At 60.9% G+C, this 15,959-nt stretch carries 28 protein-coding genes and 1 tRNA gene; 23 read left to right on the top strand and 6 right to left on the bottom strand.

The window, feature by feature from the left end; translation table 11 throughout:
- Positions 1-139 precede the first annotated feature (139 nt).
- Both gndA and purT read right to left on the bottom strand, forming a co-directional pair.
- A complete protein-coding gene (gndA, locus tag AC1AV0_RS02390) occupies positions 140-1,588 on the bottom strand; it encodes an NADP-dependent phosphogluconate dehydrogenase (protein ID WP_476570801.1) in 1,449 nt (482 codons plus the stop codon).
- Between the two features lie 111 nt (positions 1,589-1,699).
- A complete protein-coding gene (gene purT / locus AC1AV0_RS02385; protein WP_476570800.1) occupies positions 1,700-2,953 on the bottom strand; it encodes a formate-dependent phosphoribosylglycinamide formyltransferase in 1,254 nt (417 codons plus the stop codon).
- A 201-nt stretch (positions 2,954-3,154) separates the two neighbouring features.
- Here purT and AC1AV0_RS02380 point away from each other — a divergent pair.
- A tRNA-His gene (locus AC1AV0_RS02380) sits at positions 3,155-3,230 on the top strand.
- 172 nt (positions 3,231-3,402) lie between these two features.
- On the opposite strand, the gene AC1AV0_RS02375 is transcribed toward AC1AV0_RS02380, so the two are convergent.
- The 4 genes from AC1AV0_RS02375 to AC1AV0_RS02360 form a co-directional block, all read right to left on the bottom strand.
- Entirely contained in the window at positions 3,403-3,909 is a 507-nt protein-coding gene (locus AC1AV0_RS02375) for a hypothetical protein (RefSeq protein ID WP_094636802.1), read from the bottom strand.
- The gene (locus tag AC1AV0_RS02370; RefSeq protein ID WP_094636803.1) at positions 3,906-4,088 is read right to left on the bottom strand and encodes a hypothetical protein; all 183 of its coding nucleotides are present in this window, start codon (positions 4,086-4,088) and stop codon (positions 3,906-3,908) included. Before AC1AV0_RS02370 ends, AC1AV0_RS02375 begins: the two co-directional genes overlap by 4 nt.
- A gap of 62 nt (positions 4,089-4,150) precedes the next feature.
- A complete protein-coding gene (locus AC1AV0_RS02365) occupies positions 4,151-4,495 on the bottom strand; it encodes an ImmA/IrrE family metallo-endopeptidase (RefSeq protein ID WP_476570799.1) in 345 nt (114 codons plus the stop codon).
- Between the two features lie 36 nt (positions 4,496-4,531).
- Entirely contained in the window at positions 4,532-4,999 is a 468-nt protein-coding gene (locus tag AC1AV0_RS02360; RefSeq protein ID WP_094636805.1) for a helix-turn-helix domain-containing protein, read from the bottom strand.
- A 151-nt stretch (positions 5,000-5,150) separates the two neighbouring features.
- Between AC1AV0_RS02360 and AC1AV0_RS02355 the strand changes: the two genes are divergently transcribed.
- The 22 genes from AC1AV0_RS02355 to AC1AV0_RS02250 all read left to right on the top strand — a co-directional run bounded on the left by AC1AV0_RS02355 (position 5,151) and on the right by AC1AV0_RS02250 (position 15,883).
- Entirely contained in the window at positions 5,151-5,414 is a 264-nt protein-coding gene (locus AC1AV0_RS02355; RefSeq protein WP_094636806.1) for a hypothetical protein, read from the top strand.
- Positions 5,411-5,872: a hypothetical protein gene (locus AC1AV0_RS02350; protein ID WP_094636807.1), complete on the top strand. Its 462-nt coding sequence runs from the start codon at positions 5,411-5,413 to the stop codon at positions 5,870-5,872. The genes AC1AV0_RS02355 and AC1AV0_RS02350 overlap by 4 nt, the downstream gene beginning before the upstream one ends.
- Positions 5,869-6,666 carry a phage antirepressor KilAC domain-containing protein gene (locus AC1AV0_RS02345; protein ID WP_158217200.1) on the top strand — a complete coding sequence of 266 codons (798 nt, stop codon included), beginning with the start codon at positions 5,869-5,871 and terminating at the stop codon, positions 6,664-6,666. The genes AC1AV0_RS02350 and AC1AV0_RS02345 overlap by 4 nt, the downstream gene beginning before the upstream one ends.
- 463 nt (positions 6,667-7,129) lie before the next feature.
- Entirely contained in the window at positions 7,130-7,528 is a 399-nt protein-coding gene (locus tag AC1AV0_RS02340) for a hypothetical protein (RefSeq protein WP_094636808.1), read from the top strand.
- Entirely contained in the window at positions 7,525-7,740 is a 216-nt protein-coding gene (locus tag AC1AV0_RS02335; RefSeq protein WP_094636809.1) for a hypothetical protein, read from the top strand. Before AC1AV0_RS02340 ends, AC1AV0_RS02335 begins: the two co-directional genes overlap by 4 nt.
- Positions 7,741-7,760: 20 nt before the next feature.
- Positions 7,761-8,156, top strand: a complete 396-nt coding sequence (locus AC1AV0_RS02330) for a hypothetical protein (RefSeq protein WP_094636810.1) — start codon at positions 7,761-7,763, stop codon at positions 8,154-8,156.
- Complete coding sequence (locus AC1AV0_RS02325) at positions 8,134-8,274, top strand: hypothetical protein (RefSeq protein ID WP_476570798.1); 141 nt, start codon at positions 8,134-8,136, stop codon at positions 8,272-8,274. The genes AC1AV0_RS02330 and AC1AV0_RS02325 overlap by 23 nt, the downstream gene beginning before the upstream one ends.
- 150 nt (positions 8,275-8,424) lie before the next feature.
- Positions 8,425-8,958, top strand: coding sequence for a hypothetical protein (locus AC1AV0_RS02320; RefSeq protein WP_094636811.1), 534 nt, complete (start codon positions 8,425-8,427; stop codon positions 8,956-8,958).
- Complete coding sequence (locus tag AC1AV0_RS02315) at positions 8,958-9,605, top strand: ERF family protein (protein WP_094636812.1); 648 nt, start codon at positions 8,958-8,960, stop codon at positions 9,603-9,605. Before AC1AV0_RS02320 ends, AC1AV0_RS02315 begins: the two co-directional genes overlap by 1 nt.
- Entirely contained in the window at positions 9,589-10,308 is a 720-nt protein-coding gene (locus AC1AV0_RS02310; protein ID WP_143249297.1) for a hypothetical protein, read from the top strand. Before AC1AV0_RS02315 ends, AC1AV0_RS02310 begins: the two co-directional genes overlap by 17 nt.
- A gap of 160 nt (positions 10,309-10,468) precedes the next feature.
- On the top strand, positions 10,469-11,053 hold the full coding sequence (locus tag AC1AV0_RS02305) for a hypothetical protein (RefSeq protein ID WP_094636814.1): 585 nt from the start codon (positions 10,469-10,471) through the stop codon (positions 11,051-11,053).
- Positions 11,054-11,067: 14 nt separating this feature from the next.
- Entirely contained in the window at positions 11,068-11,703 is a 636-nt protein-coding gene (locus tag AC1AV0_RS02300; RefSeq protein ID WP_094636815.1) for a single-stranded DNA-binding protein, read from the top strand.
- Positions 11,704-11,716: 13 nt separating this feature from the next.
- A complete protein-coding gene (locus AC1AV0_RS02295) occupies positions 11,717-11,878 on the top strand; it encodes a ferredoxin (RefSeq protein ID WP_143249298.1) in 162 nt (53 codons plus the stop codon).
- Positions 11,878-12,120 carry a hypothetical protein gene (locus AC1AV0_RS02290; RefSeq protein WP_094636816.1) on the top strand — a complete coding sequence of 81 codons (243 nt, stop codon included), beginning with the start codon at positions 11,878-11,880 and terminating at the stop codon, positions 12,118-12,120. The genes AC1AV0_RS02295 and AC1AV0_RS02290 overlap by 1 nt, the downstream gene beginning before the upstream one ends.
- Positions 12,117-12,617, top strand: coding sequence for a hypothetical protein (locus tag AC1AV0_RS02285; protein ID WP_094636817.1), 501 nt, complete (start codon positions 12,117-12,119; stop codon positions 12,615-12,617). Before AC1AV0_RS02290 ends, AC1AV0_RS02285 begins: the two co-directional genes overlap by 4 nt.
- Complete coding sequence (locus AC1AV0_RS02280) at positions 12,614-12,958, top strand: hypothetical protein (protein ID WP_094636818.1); 345 nt, start codon at positions 12,614-12,616, stop codon at positions 12,956-12,958. Before AC1AV0_RS02285 ends, AC1AV0_RS02280 begins: the two co-directional genes overlap by 4 nt.
- A gap of 67 nt (positions 12,959-13,025) precedes the next feature.
- Entirely contained in the window at positions 13,026-13,235 is a 210-nt protein-coding gene (locus tag AC1AV0_RS02275) for a hypothetical protein (RefSeq protein ID WP_094636819.1), read from the top strand.
- 11 nt (positions 13,236-13,246) lie between these two features.
- Positions 13,247-13,561 (top strand): hypothetical protein, encoded by a 315-nt coding sequence (locus AC1AV0_RS02270; RefSeq protein WP_158217202.1) that lies wholly within the window; start codon positions 13,247-13,249, stop codon positions 13,559-13,561.
- An 11-nt stretch (positions 13,562-13,572) separates the two neighbouring features.
- The gene (locus tag AC1AV0_RS02265; protein ID WP_158217203.1) at positions 13,573-14,136 is read left to right on the top strand and encodes an HNH endonuclease; all 564 of its coding nucleotides are present in this window, start codon (positions 13,573-13,575) and stop codon (positions 14,134-14,136) included.
- 7 nt (positions 14,137-14,143) lie between these two features.
- Positions 14,144-15,088: a hypothetical protein gene (locus AC1AV0_RS02260; protein WP_094636821.1), complete on the top strand. Its 945-nt coding sequence runs from the start codon at positions 14,144-14,146 to the stop codon at positions 15,086-15,088.
- A complete protein-coding gene (locus AC1AV0_RS02255) occupies positions 15,072-15,584 on the top strand; it encodes a hypothetical protein (protein ID WP_158217204.1) in 513 nt (170 codons plus the stop codon). Before AC1AV0_RS02260 ends, AC1AV0_RS02255 begins: the two co-directional genes overlap by 17 nt.
- On the top strand, positions 15,581-15,883 hold the full coding sequence (locus tag AC1AV0_RS02250; RefSeq protein ID WP_158217205.1) for a hypothetical protein: 303 nt from the start codon (positions 15,581-15,583) through the stop codon (positions 15,881-15,883). Before AC1AV0_RS02255 ends, AC1AV0_RS02250 begins: the two co-directional genes overlap by 4 nt.
- Positions 15,884-15,959 lie beyond the last annotated feature (76 nt).

Raw genomic sequence — 15,959 nt, 5'->3', positions numbered from 1 at the left:
CTTGGTGGGTGACGTCAGAATGTGCCGTGAAATACGAGCGTCCGCCATGCTTTACGGGATCTCCTGACGTTGAACGTCAGAATGTGCCGTGAAACATGGCGGACGGTGGCTGCGGAACTATCCGACGACGAGGCCGGTGTCAGGCCTCGATCTCCTCGCGGTCTTCGGTGGCCCACAGCGTGTGGAACACGCCGGGGGTGTCGATGCGGCCATAGGTGTGCGCGCCGAAGAAGTCGCGCTGACCCTGGATCAGGGCCGCGGGCAGGCGCTTGGAGCGCAGGCCGTCGAAGTAGGAGAGCGACGAGGCGAACACCGGGGTCGGCACACCGTATTCGGCGGCGCGGGCCACTACGCGACGCCATGCGGCCTGCGCGTTCTCGATGGCCTCCTTAAAGTAAGGCGCGAACAGCAGCGACACATTCGCCTCACCCGATTCGAAGGCGTCGGAGATGCGGTTGAGGAACTTCGCGCGGATGATGCAGCCGCCGCGCCAGATGCGCGCCACCGCGGCCAGATCGATATCCCAATCATGTTCCTTCGCGGCGGCTGTGATCTCATTGAAGCCCTGCGCGTAGGCGACGATCTTGGAGGCATACAGCGCCTGACGAATATCGTCGATGAACGCCTGACGGTCGGCCTCGGCCACGTTCAGCGAACCGTCGGGGCCGGCGAAACCACGCTTGGCGGCCTCATCGCGCAGCTCGGTCTGCGAGGAGAGGCCACGGGCGAACACGGCCTCGCCGATGCCGGTGACCGGCACGGCCAGATTCAGCGCGGACTGCACGGTCCACGTGCCGGTGCCCTTCATGCCCGCATGGTCCACGATCACATCGACCAGCGGCTTGCCGGTCTTCTTGTCGACCTGATGCAGCACCTCGGCGGTGATCTCGATCAGATAGGAGTCCAGCTCGGTGGAGTTCCACTGTTCGAACACGTCGCCGATTTCGGCCGGTTCCATGCCCAAACCGCGGCGCATGAGGTCGTAGCTTTCAGCGATCAGCTGCATATCGGAGTATTCGATGCCGTTGTGCACCATCTTGACGAAGTGACCAGCGCCGTCCGCGCCGATATGCGTCACGCAGGGCTCGCCTTCCGCCTTGGCGGCGATGGATTCGAAAATCGGCTTCAGTGTGGTCCAGGACTCCTCGGTGCCGCCGGGCATCATGGAGGGGCCGCGCAGCGCGCCCTCTTCGCCGCCGGACACGCCGCAGCCCACGAAATGCAGTCCACGGGCGCGGATCGCCTTCTCACGGCGGATTGTATCGGGGAAGTACGCGTTGCCGGCGTCGACGATGATGTCGCCCGGCTCCATCAGGTCGGCCAGAGCGTCGATCATCCGGTCGGTCGGCTCGCCGGCCTTCACCATGATGATCGCGGTGCGCGGCTTGGCGAGGCTGGCGACGAACTCCTCCAACGTCTCGGCGGGGCGGAACTCACCTTCGGAACCGTGCTCGGCGATGAGCTTCTCCGTGCGGCCGTAGGAGCGGTTGTACACCGCCACGGTGTTGCCGTGATGGGCGAGATTGCGTGCGAGGCTGCCGCCCATGGCGGCCAGACCGACTACTCCGACGTTTGCTTCAGCGGTCATGCTGAATCCTTCCATGTCAAAAAGAGTACTTTTCGATATCCAGTCTATAACTCGCCCCGCCCGCACGTCCGACGACGTACACAGTGCGGACAAGTGGTATGGAATATGGAATCAGTCCACGGTGATGGTCAGCGCGTCGGCCACACGACCGGCCTTCGCGCGGGCATCCGCCTCGTCCGTGCCAATCGCCAACGCCACCGCCATACGGCGATGCCCATGCACTTCGGGCTTGGCGAAAATACGCAGATCGGTATCCGGCGCGGCCAACGCCTGCGCGACATTGCCGAACACCGCCTCGCCGTCGCCCGCGACCACAATCGCATGACTGGCGGCCACCGCGCCCTCCGGCATCGCCAACGCCACATGCCCCTCGGCAACCGGCAATCCCAGAATCGCACGGGCATGCAAGGCGAACTCACTCAACCGCTGCGAAGCCATCGTCACCATGCCGGTGTCGTGCGGACGTGGCGACACCTCATTAAACAGCACCGAACCATCGGTGAGCACGAACAACTCCACACCGAACACACCCCACCCGGTCTCGCCGGAGGCCTTGGCCTTGGCCACCAAACCCTCCACGGCGGCGCGGGCGATGCGACGAGCCTCATCCAACACAGCGCCAGGCGTAGAGGCAGGCTGCCAGGATTCGCGGTAATCCCCGCTTTCCTGACGCTGGCCGATCGGTACGCAGGTCGCGATACCGGCGCTGGAACTCACCGTCAGCACCGTCAGCTCATAGTCGAGCGGCGCCAACGCCTCCACAATCACCCGCGACACATCACCCTCGCCGGCGGCTCGGCGACCCTCCTGCGCCTCGGTCCACGCGGCGTCGATCGCGTCGGCCCCGCGCACAATGGACTGGCCGTGACCGGAGGAACTCATCACCGGCTTGACCACGCACGGATAGCCCACAGCCAGCGCCCCCTCGCGCAACTCGTCGAGCGAACCCGCGAAACGATACGGCGTCGTCGGCAACCCCAACTCATCATGCGCCAGCACACGCAGACGCTCACGATCCATGCAGATCCCCGCGATCTCGGCGCTCGGCACCACCTGCGCGCCATGGGCCGCCGCGCTCGCCAACACCTCGGTGGCGATGGCCTCCACCTCGGGCACGATGATATCCGGACGAACCTCGTCGAACAGCGCTTGCAGCTCGTGGGCGTTCGCCATATCCAGTACGCGGGACTCGTGGGCCACCTGCTGCGCGGGCGCGCCCGCATAGGAGTCGGCCGCGCACACCCATGCGCCAAGCCGCATCAGCTCGATGGTGACCTCTTTGCCCAGCTCGCCGGAGCCGAGGAACAGGACGCGGGTCGGACGGGAACCAAGGGGAGTGCCCAGCGGGCGGTCGATTTCACTCATACGCAATATTGTGCCATGCGCCCTGTGCAGGCCGCGCGTGGGCGTTGGAGGGAGGCATCTGGCTGATTGGGACTGGATTGAGGTGGCATGGAAGAAGGCGCGACACGACACGTAACACGCCGTGGTCGTGCACGTCCGAGAAATCATGTATAGTATCCATCTGTTGTGTGGATTTCGGTTCACCGAAATAACTCAATAATGGTGGATATAGCTCAGTCGGTAGAGCATCTGATTGTGGTTCAGAAGGTCGCGCGTTCGAGCCGCGTTATCCACCCCACTAGGAAACCCAGTGTTTCCAACGATTAAGCCCCTCTTGGACGATATTCCGAGAGGGGCTTTTTCGTATCCGTGTTTGACAAACGCATGACAAATGACGCGGGAGTGCGGCGCGACACGCCCGGACATGCGAGAAAGGCCCCGCCGAAGCGGGGCCGGGTGAATCTGGCTCATCAGTAGTTCTCGAAGAACCATTCAGTGCATTTCGATGGGTCTCCGCCGACCATCTCTTGCCGGAGGCATCTGCCGTAACTGTCGCTCACCTGCTCCTCGTGGCGCTTCTGCGCGACCGTCGAACCGATCGTTACCGCCAGTGCGATGAACACGATGATGCCGAGTGTGGCGAGGGCCATCGTCAGCTGTTTCCTGTTCTTTCGCGTCTGTGCCGCGGTCGGGGACGCCTCCACCGCACGTATGATGCCGTCGAACACGATGGGCGCTATGGTCGGGTCGTTGATCGTGACCACGCAGTCGTCGCCGTTCGGGAATATGGACGCGGTGAAGCTCCTGCCGTTGATGGTGGCCGACAGTTCCATCGTCACGTCGCTGGCGGACGGGTTCTCCGTATGTTGTTCCGCCCATTGTTTGAGCGCTTGGAACACGGCTTGGGCCGGGCGCGTGTAGTATTTCTGCGCTGGCTGCTGGGGAGTGGGTGCCGGTTGCTGCGTCGGCTCGGTCATTTCTTCTCACCTTTGTTTGCGGCGGGCGGTGCCATGCGTTCGAGCGCGTCGGCGGCGCGGCGCATGTCCTTCGCGAGTCCGCTTTCCCTGATCGAGTCCATGACCGCCTGCTTGACGATGACGAACATGACGCCCAACGCCACGACGGCCACGATCAACGCGATTACGAGTGTCTCCATGTCGGCTCCTTCTCTCTGATATGGGAATGCCCCGCGCGGTGGCGGGGCGCTTGCTGGATATTTTATATGAGGATGCTGAGTTGTTGCCGGTAGTCCTCCAAGACTTGCACGGTGACGCCGAGTTCGCCGGCCATGTGCCATACGTCGGCCTCGTACATTTGTTCGACGGTGGCATAGTCGGCCTGGCTTATAAGCCGTAGGGCTGTCTCCTTGCGGGTGAGGCGTTCCTCCCTCAACGTGCCCACCTGCATGCCTCGTCGGTGGTGTTCGGCGTGGATGATCTCGTGCTGCAGCGCGCAGAGTCTTTGGTTCGGGCTGAGTCCGTCGTGCAGGTAGATGACGCCGTGCCGTGAATCATATAGGCCGTTGCCTCGCGCAAGGGGCTGTTCGATGATGAGCAACCCCATTCGCATGGCCTTCTTCTCCAATTCCCCCTGTCTCAATCAGCCCTCCGTCGGTGTCTCCGATTCGATGTCCCTGTTCTCGTCGATGTTAGCGGCGATTCCGTAGGTTGGAAAATCTTTACCGTCGATGGTGGTCGGGTCCACCTCCATGTCGGGCTCGACGTGGATGGTCTCGCTGTCGAACGAGCTGCTGTAGTCGCCTTGCGAATGGTAGTCGTTGATGCGTCGGGCCATTTCGTTGATCAGCTCGTCGTTCGTCGCGTTTCGTAGGGCGCTTGTCATGGCGGACATGTTGCGTTCCGATTCCTCTAGGTATCCGAAGGCGATCAGTCCATCAACGGGGTCAGCGCCGAAGGCGCGGGCGATTTTAATGACGTTCTCGGCTGAGAAGTTCAGGTCATCATTCCACTGACGCCAAGCGGTCGATCGGGTGATGCCGGTTTTGGCGGCTATCACGTTGGCATTGTCTGCATGTGTTACGGCTTCAAGCCATGTTTTTTTACTCATGTGTTTCATTATGAAACATTTATTGATTCTTGTCAAGACACGCCGGCGTGTGATTTATCTTGACACAAAACGTTTCATGGTGGTACATTCTGTTGCAGAACGAATCACGAAATGATTCACTCTAAGACTACCGCACAAGGAAAGGGGTGTTATGGCAGAAGCAAAGCTCATGTTCAATGACGGTTTTCTCGACCGTGCCCAGAAGATGAGCGGCCTACGGACAGTCGAGGCGTTCGCCGGCGCTATAGGCGTAAGCGAAAGCGTTCTCAACAATGCTCGAAAAACGAACGTGGCTACTCCGGCGATGATCGTCGGCCTGTACAAGGCGTTCGGTTTCCAGCCGGGCGAGGTGTGCAAGGTTCGACCGACCACGCTCGCCAACGCCAGCCAGATGGAAACGGAAGTGGCCGCATGAACGCCGCGAATACCGTAGCCGTCTCCAATCGAACTGGCATCATCAAACGCATTCAAGGCTTCATGGAAGGCGTTGAATACAGGTCTTTGCGGTTCCGTCCACTGGCTAACTCCAAGGAGAACATGCGCGTCTACCGCAACGGGGTTGACATGGTTGCCGACTCGCTGGTTGGAATCAAGAAGACGCTTAACAACGGGGAGTTGGACAAGCTGCTGCCGCTCGTGAGGTCTTTCGGGATTCTATCGACGGTCTGCCTTGAAATGCGCCTTATGGCCGTGGCGGCGAACAACCGCGTTCCGAAGCGGCTTCATTCGGACTACTGCACCAACGCCGATTGCGAAATGAAGAAACTCGACAGGCGGTTCAATCAGGCGCTGGACGATCTTACCGAAACGCTTGCGGTCCACGAGGACATTCTGACCATCGAACAATACGCGAATGGAAAGGAGATTCGATGAGCAGCGAACTGACTCTCACGTTCGAGGGCGTGGATATCACCGCCCTTGAAGTGGACACCGACGAACCGCTGTTCGTGGCAGGCCCCATCGCCAAGAAACTCGGCTATGAATCCGCGAAGGATATGCTCCGTAATTTAGATGCCGATGAAAAGGGTAGGCACATTGTGCCCACCCTTGGCGGACCGCAGGAAGCCAGCGTAATCACGCTCCCCGGATTGAACCACGCTCTCAACAACCGTCGATCCGGCGCGATCAAAGACGAGGCCACGCGCAATATGGTGGTTCGTTTCCAACGCTGGGTGAACCACGAGGTGCTGCCGAGCATCCAGAGGCATGGTGCTTACGCGACGCCGGCGACCATCGAGAACGTGCTGAACGATCCCGAGTTCGGCATCAGGCTGCTGACTGCGTTAAAAGAAGAACGCGACGAGAACCGCACGCTCACGGCACGTAACCGTGAGTTGGAGCCGAAGGCCGCGTTGGGCGACGTGTTCCTCTCCACGGACGGCACATTGAGCATCACCGAGGCCGCGAGGCATTTCCGCACGCTCGACAAGGACATGACCCGGGACAAGGTGTATGGCCTGCTGCAAGGCAGCGGATACATCGTCATGAAGGGCAGGGCTCCGACAGTGAAGGCCATCGAGCCCGGATATCTGGTGCAGCGCCAGTTCGTCCGCAGGGACGGGAGGAAGTGCGCGCCTTACGCGAGGTTCACCCCCAAGGGCATCGACTGGTTCATCCGCCGTTTCATCTACGGCACAAGCCAAGGCGAATTGGATGTGGCGGCATGATTCCGAACATCATCGAACATATCGGCGATAACGGCATTCCAGCCCTCATATGAGGGCCTTGCCCGGAACCGGCGTCACAGCCGGTACGTGGACGCGCCCAGAACGTCGCGCCACCTCTCAACAGGTGTCACTCCTAACTCCGCCGCCATCCCGAACCTTGTCCGGATGGCGGGCATTGCCAATAACCGGAAACGGTGCGGCGAGGGCGCTCGCGGTTCGAATCCGCGTCCGGGCACTCCCGTGAGGGAACCCATAACTGAATATCTTGCCGCCATGCGGTGGCGGGCGGGAAGCATGGCTAGCCGCCGTCCGGCAGCGTTCCGGTTTGGGACTGTCGGCCGGCACACCGTTCGAATCGGTGCCCGTCCACGCTCGAATACAAGTGAACCCCGTGCCAGCGGGGTTCGGTATCCACTTGAAAGGAGATTGAAAGTGAACAGCCCCATTCTACAGGAATACGACGATGAGTAGCCAGCCGTCGTTCGATGAGATAGCGCACGCACGTGCGGGTGATCCCGAGACCTCGTTCATCGCGGCGGAATCGGTGGACGTGAAGGCCAACAGGAGGCTTGTGGTCCTCGCTCTTCATTCGCTGTTGCAGTCCAGCGGGGAACCGCAGATAGCGCCCGACATATCAAAGAAGGCCGAAGAGCTAGGCAACGCCGAGCATCCGAACAAGAAGATTCGTTACGGGGACAGCACCATGCGAAGCCGACTGCCTGAACTGAAACGCAAGGGCTATGTGGAGGTCGTTGACCGTGACGGGCGGGTGAAGGACAGCAGCAGGCCATTCAGCCGCTACCGGCTCACCCAGCAGGGCGTCAGACTCGCGGAACAACTACGCAGAAAGGACATGGAATGAGCGACGAGCCAATAGCGTTCGAAGCGTTGAACGAAAGCGAAGCCGCGAAACGATGCGGCATGAGCCTCAAATCGTTCAAGAAAGTGTATGGCGACCTATGCCGCACGCCGGTGGATCTCGACGGAAGAGAGCTTCGCATGAAGCAGTATTCCAGCGTTCAACTCGCGCAACGGTTCAACGCTTTCAAGTACGCCGAACCGGGAACCTATTAGACATTTAAGGAGAAACGATTATGAATCCGAACGAAACCGCGCACGTGGACGTGACCGCATTGCAGGCGGGCGACCTGTACGAGCGCATGGACGGCGAGGATACCGTCGTGCTCGGCAAGGTCCTAGACCGTGTGGTCGAAGGCTCCGGGCGAATTATCGTGACCGTGATCGAGGCCCGCCAGACGCAGGACGACCTGCATCTGTATACGGAACGCCGCCTTCTGTCCGCGATGGATATGACCGAGGTCGTGCCGGTGAATCTGCAGCAGGCGCTGCAGTTGGCATACCAGTGGCGCGAACCGGTCGAGCACGCCATCGAATTTTTGGAACGTCGGAGCATGGCCGCTCAGGGCATGCTGGCCGAACTGGTGTCGATGACCAAGGAGTGGCCTGATGTTGCGCCGCCAATGGGATGAGGGCATGGAGCAGTTGGAACGCATGGTCAACACCCACGCGGCGCAGCGTGAAACGGTCGTCCTGCCGGTGGAGCGGGTCATGGCGCTCGCCGAAACCGTCGGGAGCCACGCGTTGTGAGACCGCGTAGGCCGGACGTGTTCACGCGCATTCTCTGGCATTTCACGTTCGACAAGGACTTCAGGTACGCGCTCAGGCTTTCGGATCCGGTCATGTACCAGCGGCTCGAAGAACACAAACTCACCACAGTAAGGAAAGGCAGAAACGACAATGAATGAGACATATCCGGACAACGTCCGGGTCATCGACCTGACCGGCCCCGAGGACACGCGCAGCCGAAGCGAGATCCTGGCGGAACTCGCGGCCGGCACCGCCATCGAACGACGGGCCAAGGAACTCAACAAGGCCAACAAGGAGAAGCTGGCCGACATGCTGGATCCCGGCGAGACCGTGAACGCGATGATCGGCAATAAGGTCGGCGCTAAGGTCACGCTCACGCGCGGCTCCGCCGGCGGCGGCTACAAGGTCAAGGACGAGATGGCCTACGGCGTGTGGCTCGCCAATCATGGTCGCGAGAACGACGTGTACGCGGTGCCCATGCCGACCGAACCGGCCAAGAAGAAAGGCTACATCGACTCCCTCGTACAGGAGAACGGCGGCGAACTGCCCGACGGCGTGGAACTCTACACGGGTTCCCTGCCGACGGTCAAGGTCACGATGGACAAGCAGGTCGAGGCCGAGATGTGGGAGCGCAGCGAACTGCCCGAGGCGAACGTGCTGCTCACCGCGGGAGGCGAACTCTGATGGCCGCGCCGATCGTAGAGAAATCACAGACCGCGAACGCGGGCAAATACCAGTACAAGTACGCGTCCCTCGCGGACACGCTGCGCGTCGCCGACGAACAGTACCACGTGCGCGTCGATAACGACATGCAGATGATGGACTGGATGGACCTGCAAGGCGTCATCCGCCGAATGCCGGTCATGATGACCCGCTACAGGGAACGCGACAAGCCCGACGCGGAATGGTCCGAATGGAGCGGCCACGTACCCGTGATGCCGACGGGCGGCTCGAACCCGATGCAGGCGTGGGGCGTGGCCATGAGCTACGCGAAACGATACAGCATCCAACTCGCCCTCGGCATGGCATCCGAAGACTCCGACAGCCAGCCAGCACCGAAACCCCGCCAGCCGAAACCCAGCACCGAACAACAAACCCAAACCATCAACGCCCTCCTGAAAACCGTCGGCATCACCGACGTGCAAGGCGCGCACGACGCCTACCTGAACGCGCTCGCGGGCCAACAGGTGCATAAGGCGAGCGATCTGAACGACATGCAGGCCGAGCAGGTCATCGCGTATCTGAACGCGATGATGCAGCGGATGGCGCAGCAGAACGCGCAGAGGACCATCGAACAAGCGAAGGAGAACAGCAATGAGCAATCGGGTTGATTTTAGGTGTGCGAAGCGTGGCATGTGGGCCGAGTTCGACCATGACGGCGAGCATTGCGCCGGCACCATCGAACTGTTCAATGGTCCGAACGGCGTGTGCCAGTGCGCCGCATGCCAAGTGGCGTACGAGGATAACGTGCACACGTACGGCGTGGTGACGCGTGACGCCGATGGGCTGGCCGACGAGTTCGTCGTACTGTTCGCGAATACCACCGGTTTCGCGACGACCGCCGAACACCTCACCAAGGACGTGCAGAACCTCGTGGTGTGGGATGCGAAGCCCGAGCCGGACGAACCTGCCGTCGAACCCGAAGAGCCTGAGATGGAGCGCATCGAGGACTGGGAGCAGGTGCGGGAAGGCGACATCGTGCACTTCTTCCGTGACAGCGAACCGCTCGCCAAGCTCAGCGGCCCTATGGAAAGACCGCTTTTCGAAGAGCATTGGTGCAACATCGGTGGACAGCATGTCAGCAAACACTGGGTGTTCGATTATGCGCTGCGTCCGAAAACGACCGAACCCGATACGCCTGCGATGCCAACCGAACCGGGCTTGTACAAGGACAAGGACGGCGACGTTTGGATTCTGGACCAAGCCAAAGACTGGTATTTGCTGGGGGGCGCAGGCGGATGGGCGAGCTTAGACAATCGGCGACATCATGTGCCCATTTTCTTTGCCCCGTTCACGCGGATCGAGGTGGACTAGTGGCCTTCAACGACAAGCGTAACGGATGCAGCTGCATCAACTGCCTTCCTCCCGGCGTGACTCCATTGTGTCCGGACTGCGGGCGCATGGATTGCGCGAAACGGTGGGGTCATTGGCTCAGCTGCCAGCACAAGGACGAAGCGAAACAAGGGAGGCGATCATGAGCGAGAACACCGGTGTGAGGAACGGCAACGCCGTGCTGAACCACCGTCAAGGAAAGGCCCTGCTGAAACTGTTGAAGGCCGGCAATCTTTGCAAGCTGTTAAACATCTGGCATATCGGCGGGAAGGCGTATGCGTCGAACCGTTTCGTATGCATCCGCTGGGATCTCAAAGGCGTGCCCGAATTGCCGGATGGCGCGTACATTCCGCTCGACATGGACGGCTCCTGCCGGTTCATGGACTGGCTGCACGGCGAATCCAAAGAGCCGTTCCCATTGTACGACGCGGCCTACTGGCATGAGCCGGACGAGCATCACACGGGATGGCGCGACATGGGCAACGGGCGGACGATGGCCGACCTGTTCAAGAAAGACAAGACGATCAAACGGTTCGAACACGTCGCGTTCGAACCGGAGTTCCTACATCTGATCGACAAGATCATCAACCCGTTCAGGAATCAGGGCGTGTTGAGGCTTTCCCCGACGAAGAAGGGGCTCAAGACGACCAAGGCGCACTGCGTGTGGCATGTGGGCGGCCAACTGGATTCGGTGGACGCGGTCATAGTGCCTTTGCGCGGCAACTAGGAAAGGAGACAATCATGGCTAACGAGACGATTCTCACGATCATCGGCAATCTGACCGGCGATCCCGAGGTCAGGCAGGCGGGACAGTCGCAGGTCGCGAACTTCAGCATCGCTTCGACCCCGAGGGCGTTCAACCGGCAGACGAACTCTTGGGAGGACGGGCAGGCGTTGTTCATGCGCTGCAGCGCGTGGAACGACATGGCGTCCCATTGCGCGCAATCCCTGCGCAAGGGTATGCGCGTCATCGCGCAGGGCCGGTTGCAGCAGCGTTCCTATCAGGCGAACGACGGAAGCAACCGCACCGTGATGGAGTTGCAGGTGGACGAGATCGGCCCGTCCCTCAGGTATGCGACCGCCCAAGTGCAACGCCAACAGGCGGGCAACAACGGTCAGGGCTATTCGGGCGGTGCGGGCTTCGGCGGTAATCCGGGATTCTCGAACAACAGTCCGTTCGGTGGCGCTCAGCCCGCGCAAGGCCAGCAGACGCTGCCGAACACGCCACAGGATCCGTTCAGCCAACAGGCCGCGATGGCCGAGGCGTCACGTCCCGCCGCGTCGGACCCGTGGGGCCAGCAGTCTGGCGGGTTCAGCACGTTCGGCGGAGCCGCGGACTTCGGCGCGCCGGCCGGCAGCGAAGAACCGGAATTTTAGGACGGTGGGAGCAATGAGCCGACCGTTTGAACCGCCGTTGGACGAGCCGGATGTGTGCCCGAAGCACGGATGCGGCCTGTATCCGTTCCGTTCGCAGCCGTGCCCGGAATGCGAAGAGGAAGCACTCGAATACCATGCGTCGTTCAACGACGCGCACGACCTAGGAGGCTGGTGATGGCGCGGACCACATTGGAAAGACCGAAACTCGAACCCGGATTCTACCAAGACGAGGACGGCGACTACTGGCTCAAAACAACCGAAGGCATATGGCTGTACGCGGACATGCTGTGGGGCGACCAGTGGACGGTCGCGACCAGCGACAAAATCCACGTCAACCCGGAAGAGACCCATCTGGAACGCATCAACCCCGCCGAGTTGGACTGTCTCATCTCAGACAAGGAAAGGGACGCTCAATGAGCAAGTCGAAAAAGAAGGGCACCGCGTGGGAATCGGCCGTGGTCGAATACCTTCAATGGGCATTGGACGACAGGCAGATCCAACGCATGGTGCTGTCAGGCAACAAAGACAAAGGCGACCTGACCAACGTGTGGCATCACGGCCAGCGTGTGTGCGTCGAATGCAAGGACACTCAGGAGCTTGCAGTCGATAAGCAATGGTCCGAAGCGGTGGACGAGGCCGGCAACCTCGATGCCACGCTCGCCGTGCTCATCAAACACCGCGAGGGATTCGGCGTCAAGAAGATGGGATCCCAATACGCGATTATGCAGGACATCATGCTCGACCGGTTCCTCGAGCGCAGCGAACCGTCGTTCGCGACGCTCGCGCGCACCGTAAGCCAGCCGTTGAAGTCGTCCAAGCTCGGCCTTGTGTGGATACCGCTGCGCGTGTTCGCGGTCATCCTCAACGACGGATTGCCGTTGGGGCCGGAAGAGGAAACCAAGGAGGAATCATGAACGACAATCGCAAACCTTGGATGAAGGCCATGGACGCTTTCGACCGCGGCTTCAGCTGGGTGCGCCGGCATTACGTGTTGGAGTTCGCGTGGACGCTGCTCGCGCTGACAGGACTCGTGGTCAAAACCATCAACGGCGATACGGGCATGGCCGTGTTCTACATGTTCGTGCTCTGCTGGTTCCTCACCGCCCTCGGCATCGAAGCGTTCTTGGACCATGTGATGCCCGACCTGATCCGCGAAGCGCGGGAAGAGGCGTGGGCCGAGGGCTTTTACGCGGGCGGACGCCACATGTTCAGCATGAGTTCGGCCGTCAACCCGTACACGGAGGCGGAGGAATGATGCAGACCGTCATAGCCGTGCTATTGGTCGGCCTGACCGTGCTCATCGCATGGATTGGAGGCCGATCATGAGCTTGGGTGAAATCATTGCGCCCATACTCGCGGCACTGACCACGCTGATCCTGCTCGCTGGTGGTCTGGCGCTCATATTCATGGCCGCATTGGGCTGCTTCGAGAACACCGCCGGCGCGTTCGATTTGGCTATGGCGTTCGGGTTCCTGATGATCCTGGGCGCGTTCTTCCTCACCATATGCGTCGCCACCTTCCTCACATGCTGAAAGGAACTCGTATGAGACTGCTCCCATGCCCCTACTGCGGGCAGATGCCGAAGCTCGCCTATCAGAAGCGCTGTCTGCCATTCATCGTAGGCGGAATGGTCTGGCATCTTCCTTCGTCCCAGTACTTCTACAACTGGACGTGGATGCGCCGCGACGATCGTCTGCGGGGCATGCGCATCGGCACCTACGGATGGTATCTGCACTGTCCATGCGGCGAATCCGACTGGGCCACGGGATTCCAGAAGTCAAGCCGCAAGGCGTTGGGCCTATACAACCGGTGGGCCGCATACCACTACCGGCACGACGACGATCCAGACATTTTCTAAGGAGAACAAGAATGGCTGTTTCCAAAAGATTGAGATTCGAAATCCTTCGACGTGACAACTACACGTGCAAGTACTGCCATAGGAGCGATGTGGAACTGACCATCGACCACGTGGTGCCACAAGCGCTCGGAGGGCTGGACGAGGCTGAGAACCTTGTGGCGTGCTGCATGGAATGTAATTCAGGCAAATCGTCCATCAACCCGGACGAGCCGCTGGTGTCCGATGTGTCGGAAAGCGCGTTGAAATTCAGGGACTTGCTGAGAATGACGCGCTCATGGGTGGAGGCGGACATTGAGAACGAGGGTGATTACGTCTCGATGGTGTTGGACATGTGGCAATCGATCACCGCCGTGGATGACACGCATTGCTTCGTTCTGCCTGATAACTGGAAAAGCACTGCGCGCTACTGGTTCAAGATCGATGTTCCCGAATCGTACATCGAATACGCGTTCCAGATAGCCAGGGAGAAAAGCGACAACGGTCGATTGCCGCGATACAAGGTGTTCAGGTATGCGGCCGGGGTTGTCGGCAACCGTATGGATGAGGCCATGCGTCTTGCGCAGGAAAGAATGTGAGCGAACCATGAGAATACGAACCATCCGCCCTGAGTTCTACGAGAGCGAAAGCATGGGCAACGTGTCGTGGGATGCGAGATTCGTGTTCGAATGCCTGTGGAGCTATGTGCAGGACAACGGCGTGAACCGTGACAACGCGCGTCTCATCAGAGGCGCGTGCATGCCCTACGACGGCAACGAGGCGCTGCCGCGAATCGAGGCCGCGTTGGACGAATTGGAGCGTGTGGGATGCATCGTCCGATACGAGTATGCGGGGAAGCGGCTGTTGTGGATACCGACGTTCCGCGAGTATCAGAAGATATCGAATCCGAGCGCGTGCCCGCTCAAGTCACCCCCGGAACTGGGGATCGAACCAAGCCGATTCTGTGAGGAACGCGCAGACACTGTGAGTTCCTCACAGACACTCACAGACCCTGACACAAATCCCTACAGCGAAAACGGCGGAATTTCAACGACTGTGAGTTCCTCACAGACACTCACAGACCCTGACACAAATCCGTCTAGTAGTAGTAAAGGGAGTAGTAGTGATAGTGGGAGTGGTAATAACCCTTCCTACGCGCGTGCGCGCGATGTCATTCCCCGCGATCCCGACTTCGAGAAGTTCTGGGCGGTGTATCCGAACCACGACTACGAGGACGCGGCCCGCCGCGAGTTCCACAAGGTCATCCACCGCACGGAGGACCGTCCGTCGATAGCGGCGCTCATCGCGGGCGCTCAGCTCGCCGCCCAATTGGACAATCCGCCGCAGGCCCGCTGGTGGCTGCACGACGGCGGGTGGAAGAACAAGCCCAAACCGGCGCGCAAACCCACCGGCGGCGGCTATGTGCCGAAGGCGCAGCGGGCGCAGGCGGAATGGGACGAGGACCGGCGCATCCGCGAACAACTCGTCCAGCAGGAACAACAACAGCTACAGAACCAGATCGGAGGTGGTTTCGATGCTCTCACAGGTTGACGCGTGGGACCTGATGACCGCGATCAAGCATTTGGACCATCGCAACGCGACCCTTGAGGACGCGGTGCTGTTCGCGCAGGTCGTCAACGGCAAGCTGCCGGACGTGACGAAGGCGGAATGTTTGGACGCGGTGGCGGACTGGTACGGCACGCCGCATGAGTTCGGCATGGTCAGGCCGGGCGATTTGGTGGAGCTGATCGTCAAACGCCGTCCCGCGTCGAAGCTGTCGGACTATGACGTGCAGCGGGCGCTGGAGCGTGCCGGCGCGACCCCTGACCAGTCATGGCCGGGCGCGGCACCGAAATTGGTGCGCGAGGCGGTCAACAGGGGAGTGCCGTTCGAGCGGGCGGTGCGCGAGGCGGTGGAGCGCACGCGAGGTTTCAGTCTCGAATCGGCCCCGCCGAAACCGAAGCCCAAGCGTATCGGCCCGGGCTTCGCGGGCGCGGCCCGCAGCAATGGTTTGTCCCTGTCGGATGTGTTGGGAGGCGAAGCATGAGCGGGTTGACGGAGTTGTGCATGGCGCAGACCGAGCTGATCGAGCGGATGCGCGCGGGCGAATACGAGTACAAGCCGGCCGGCCGGGTCGTGCCGGCCGTGGCGGACCCGAGTCTGATGGTCGGCCAGTTGGATCCCGATACGCGCGAGCTGGTGGCGGTGTTCCCGTCGGCGAACGCGGCGGCGAGGGCGTTCGGACGCGAGGGGCGCGACGCGGGCGCTTCCATCCGCGAGGCGATCTGCACCCGCGGCCTGCGCTACGGCTACCGGTGGATTCGCGGAGTGGAGGACATCATATGAACGCGAATCCTATGGGCGGCCCTCTGAACGGCGTTTACGACCCGACCCTAGCAAGGAGTCGTGTTCGACGGGAACG

Source organism: Bifidobacterium sp. LH_558 (genome assembly GCF_056356295.1).
This window is presented reverse-complemented; position numbering and strand designations above follow the sequence as displayed.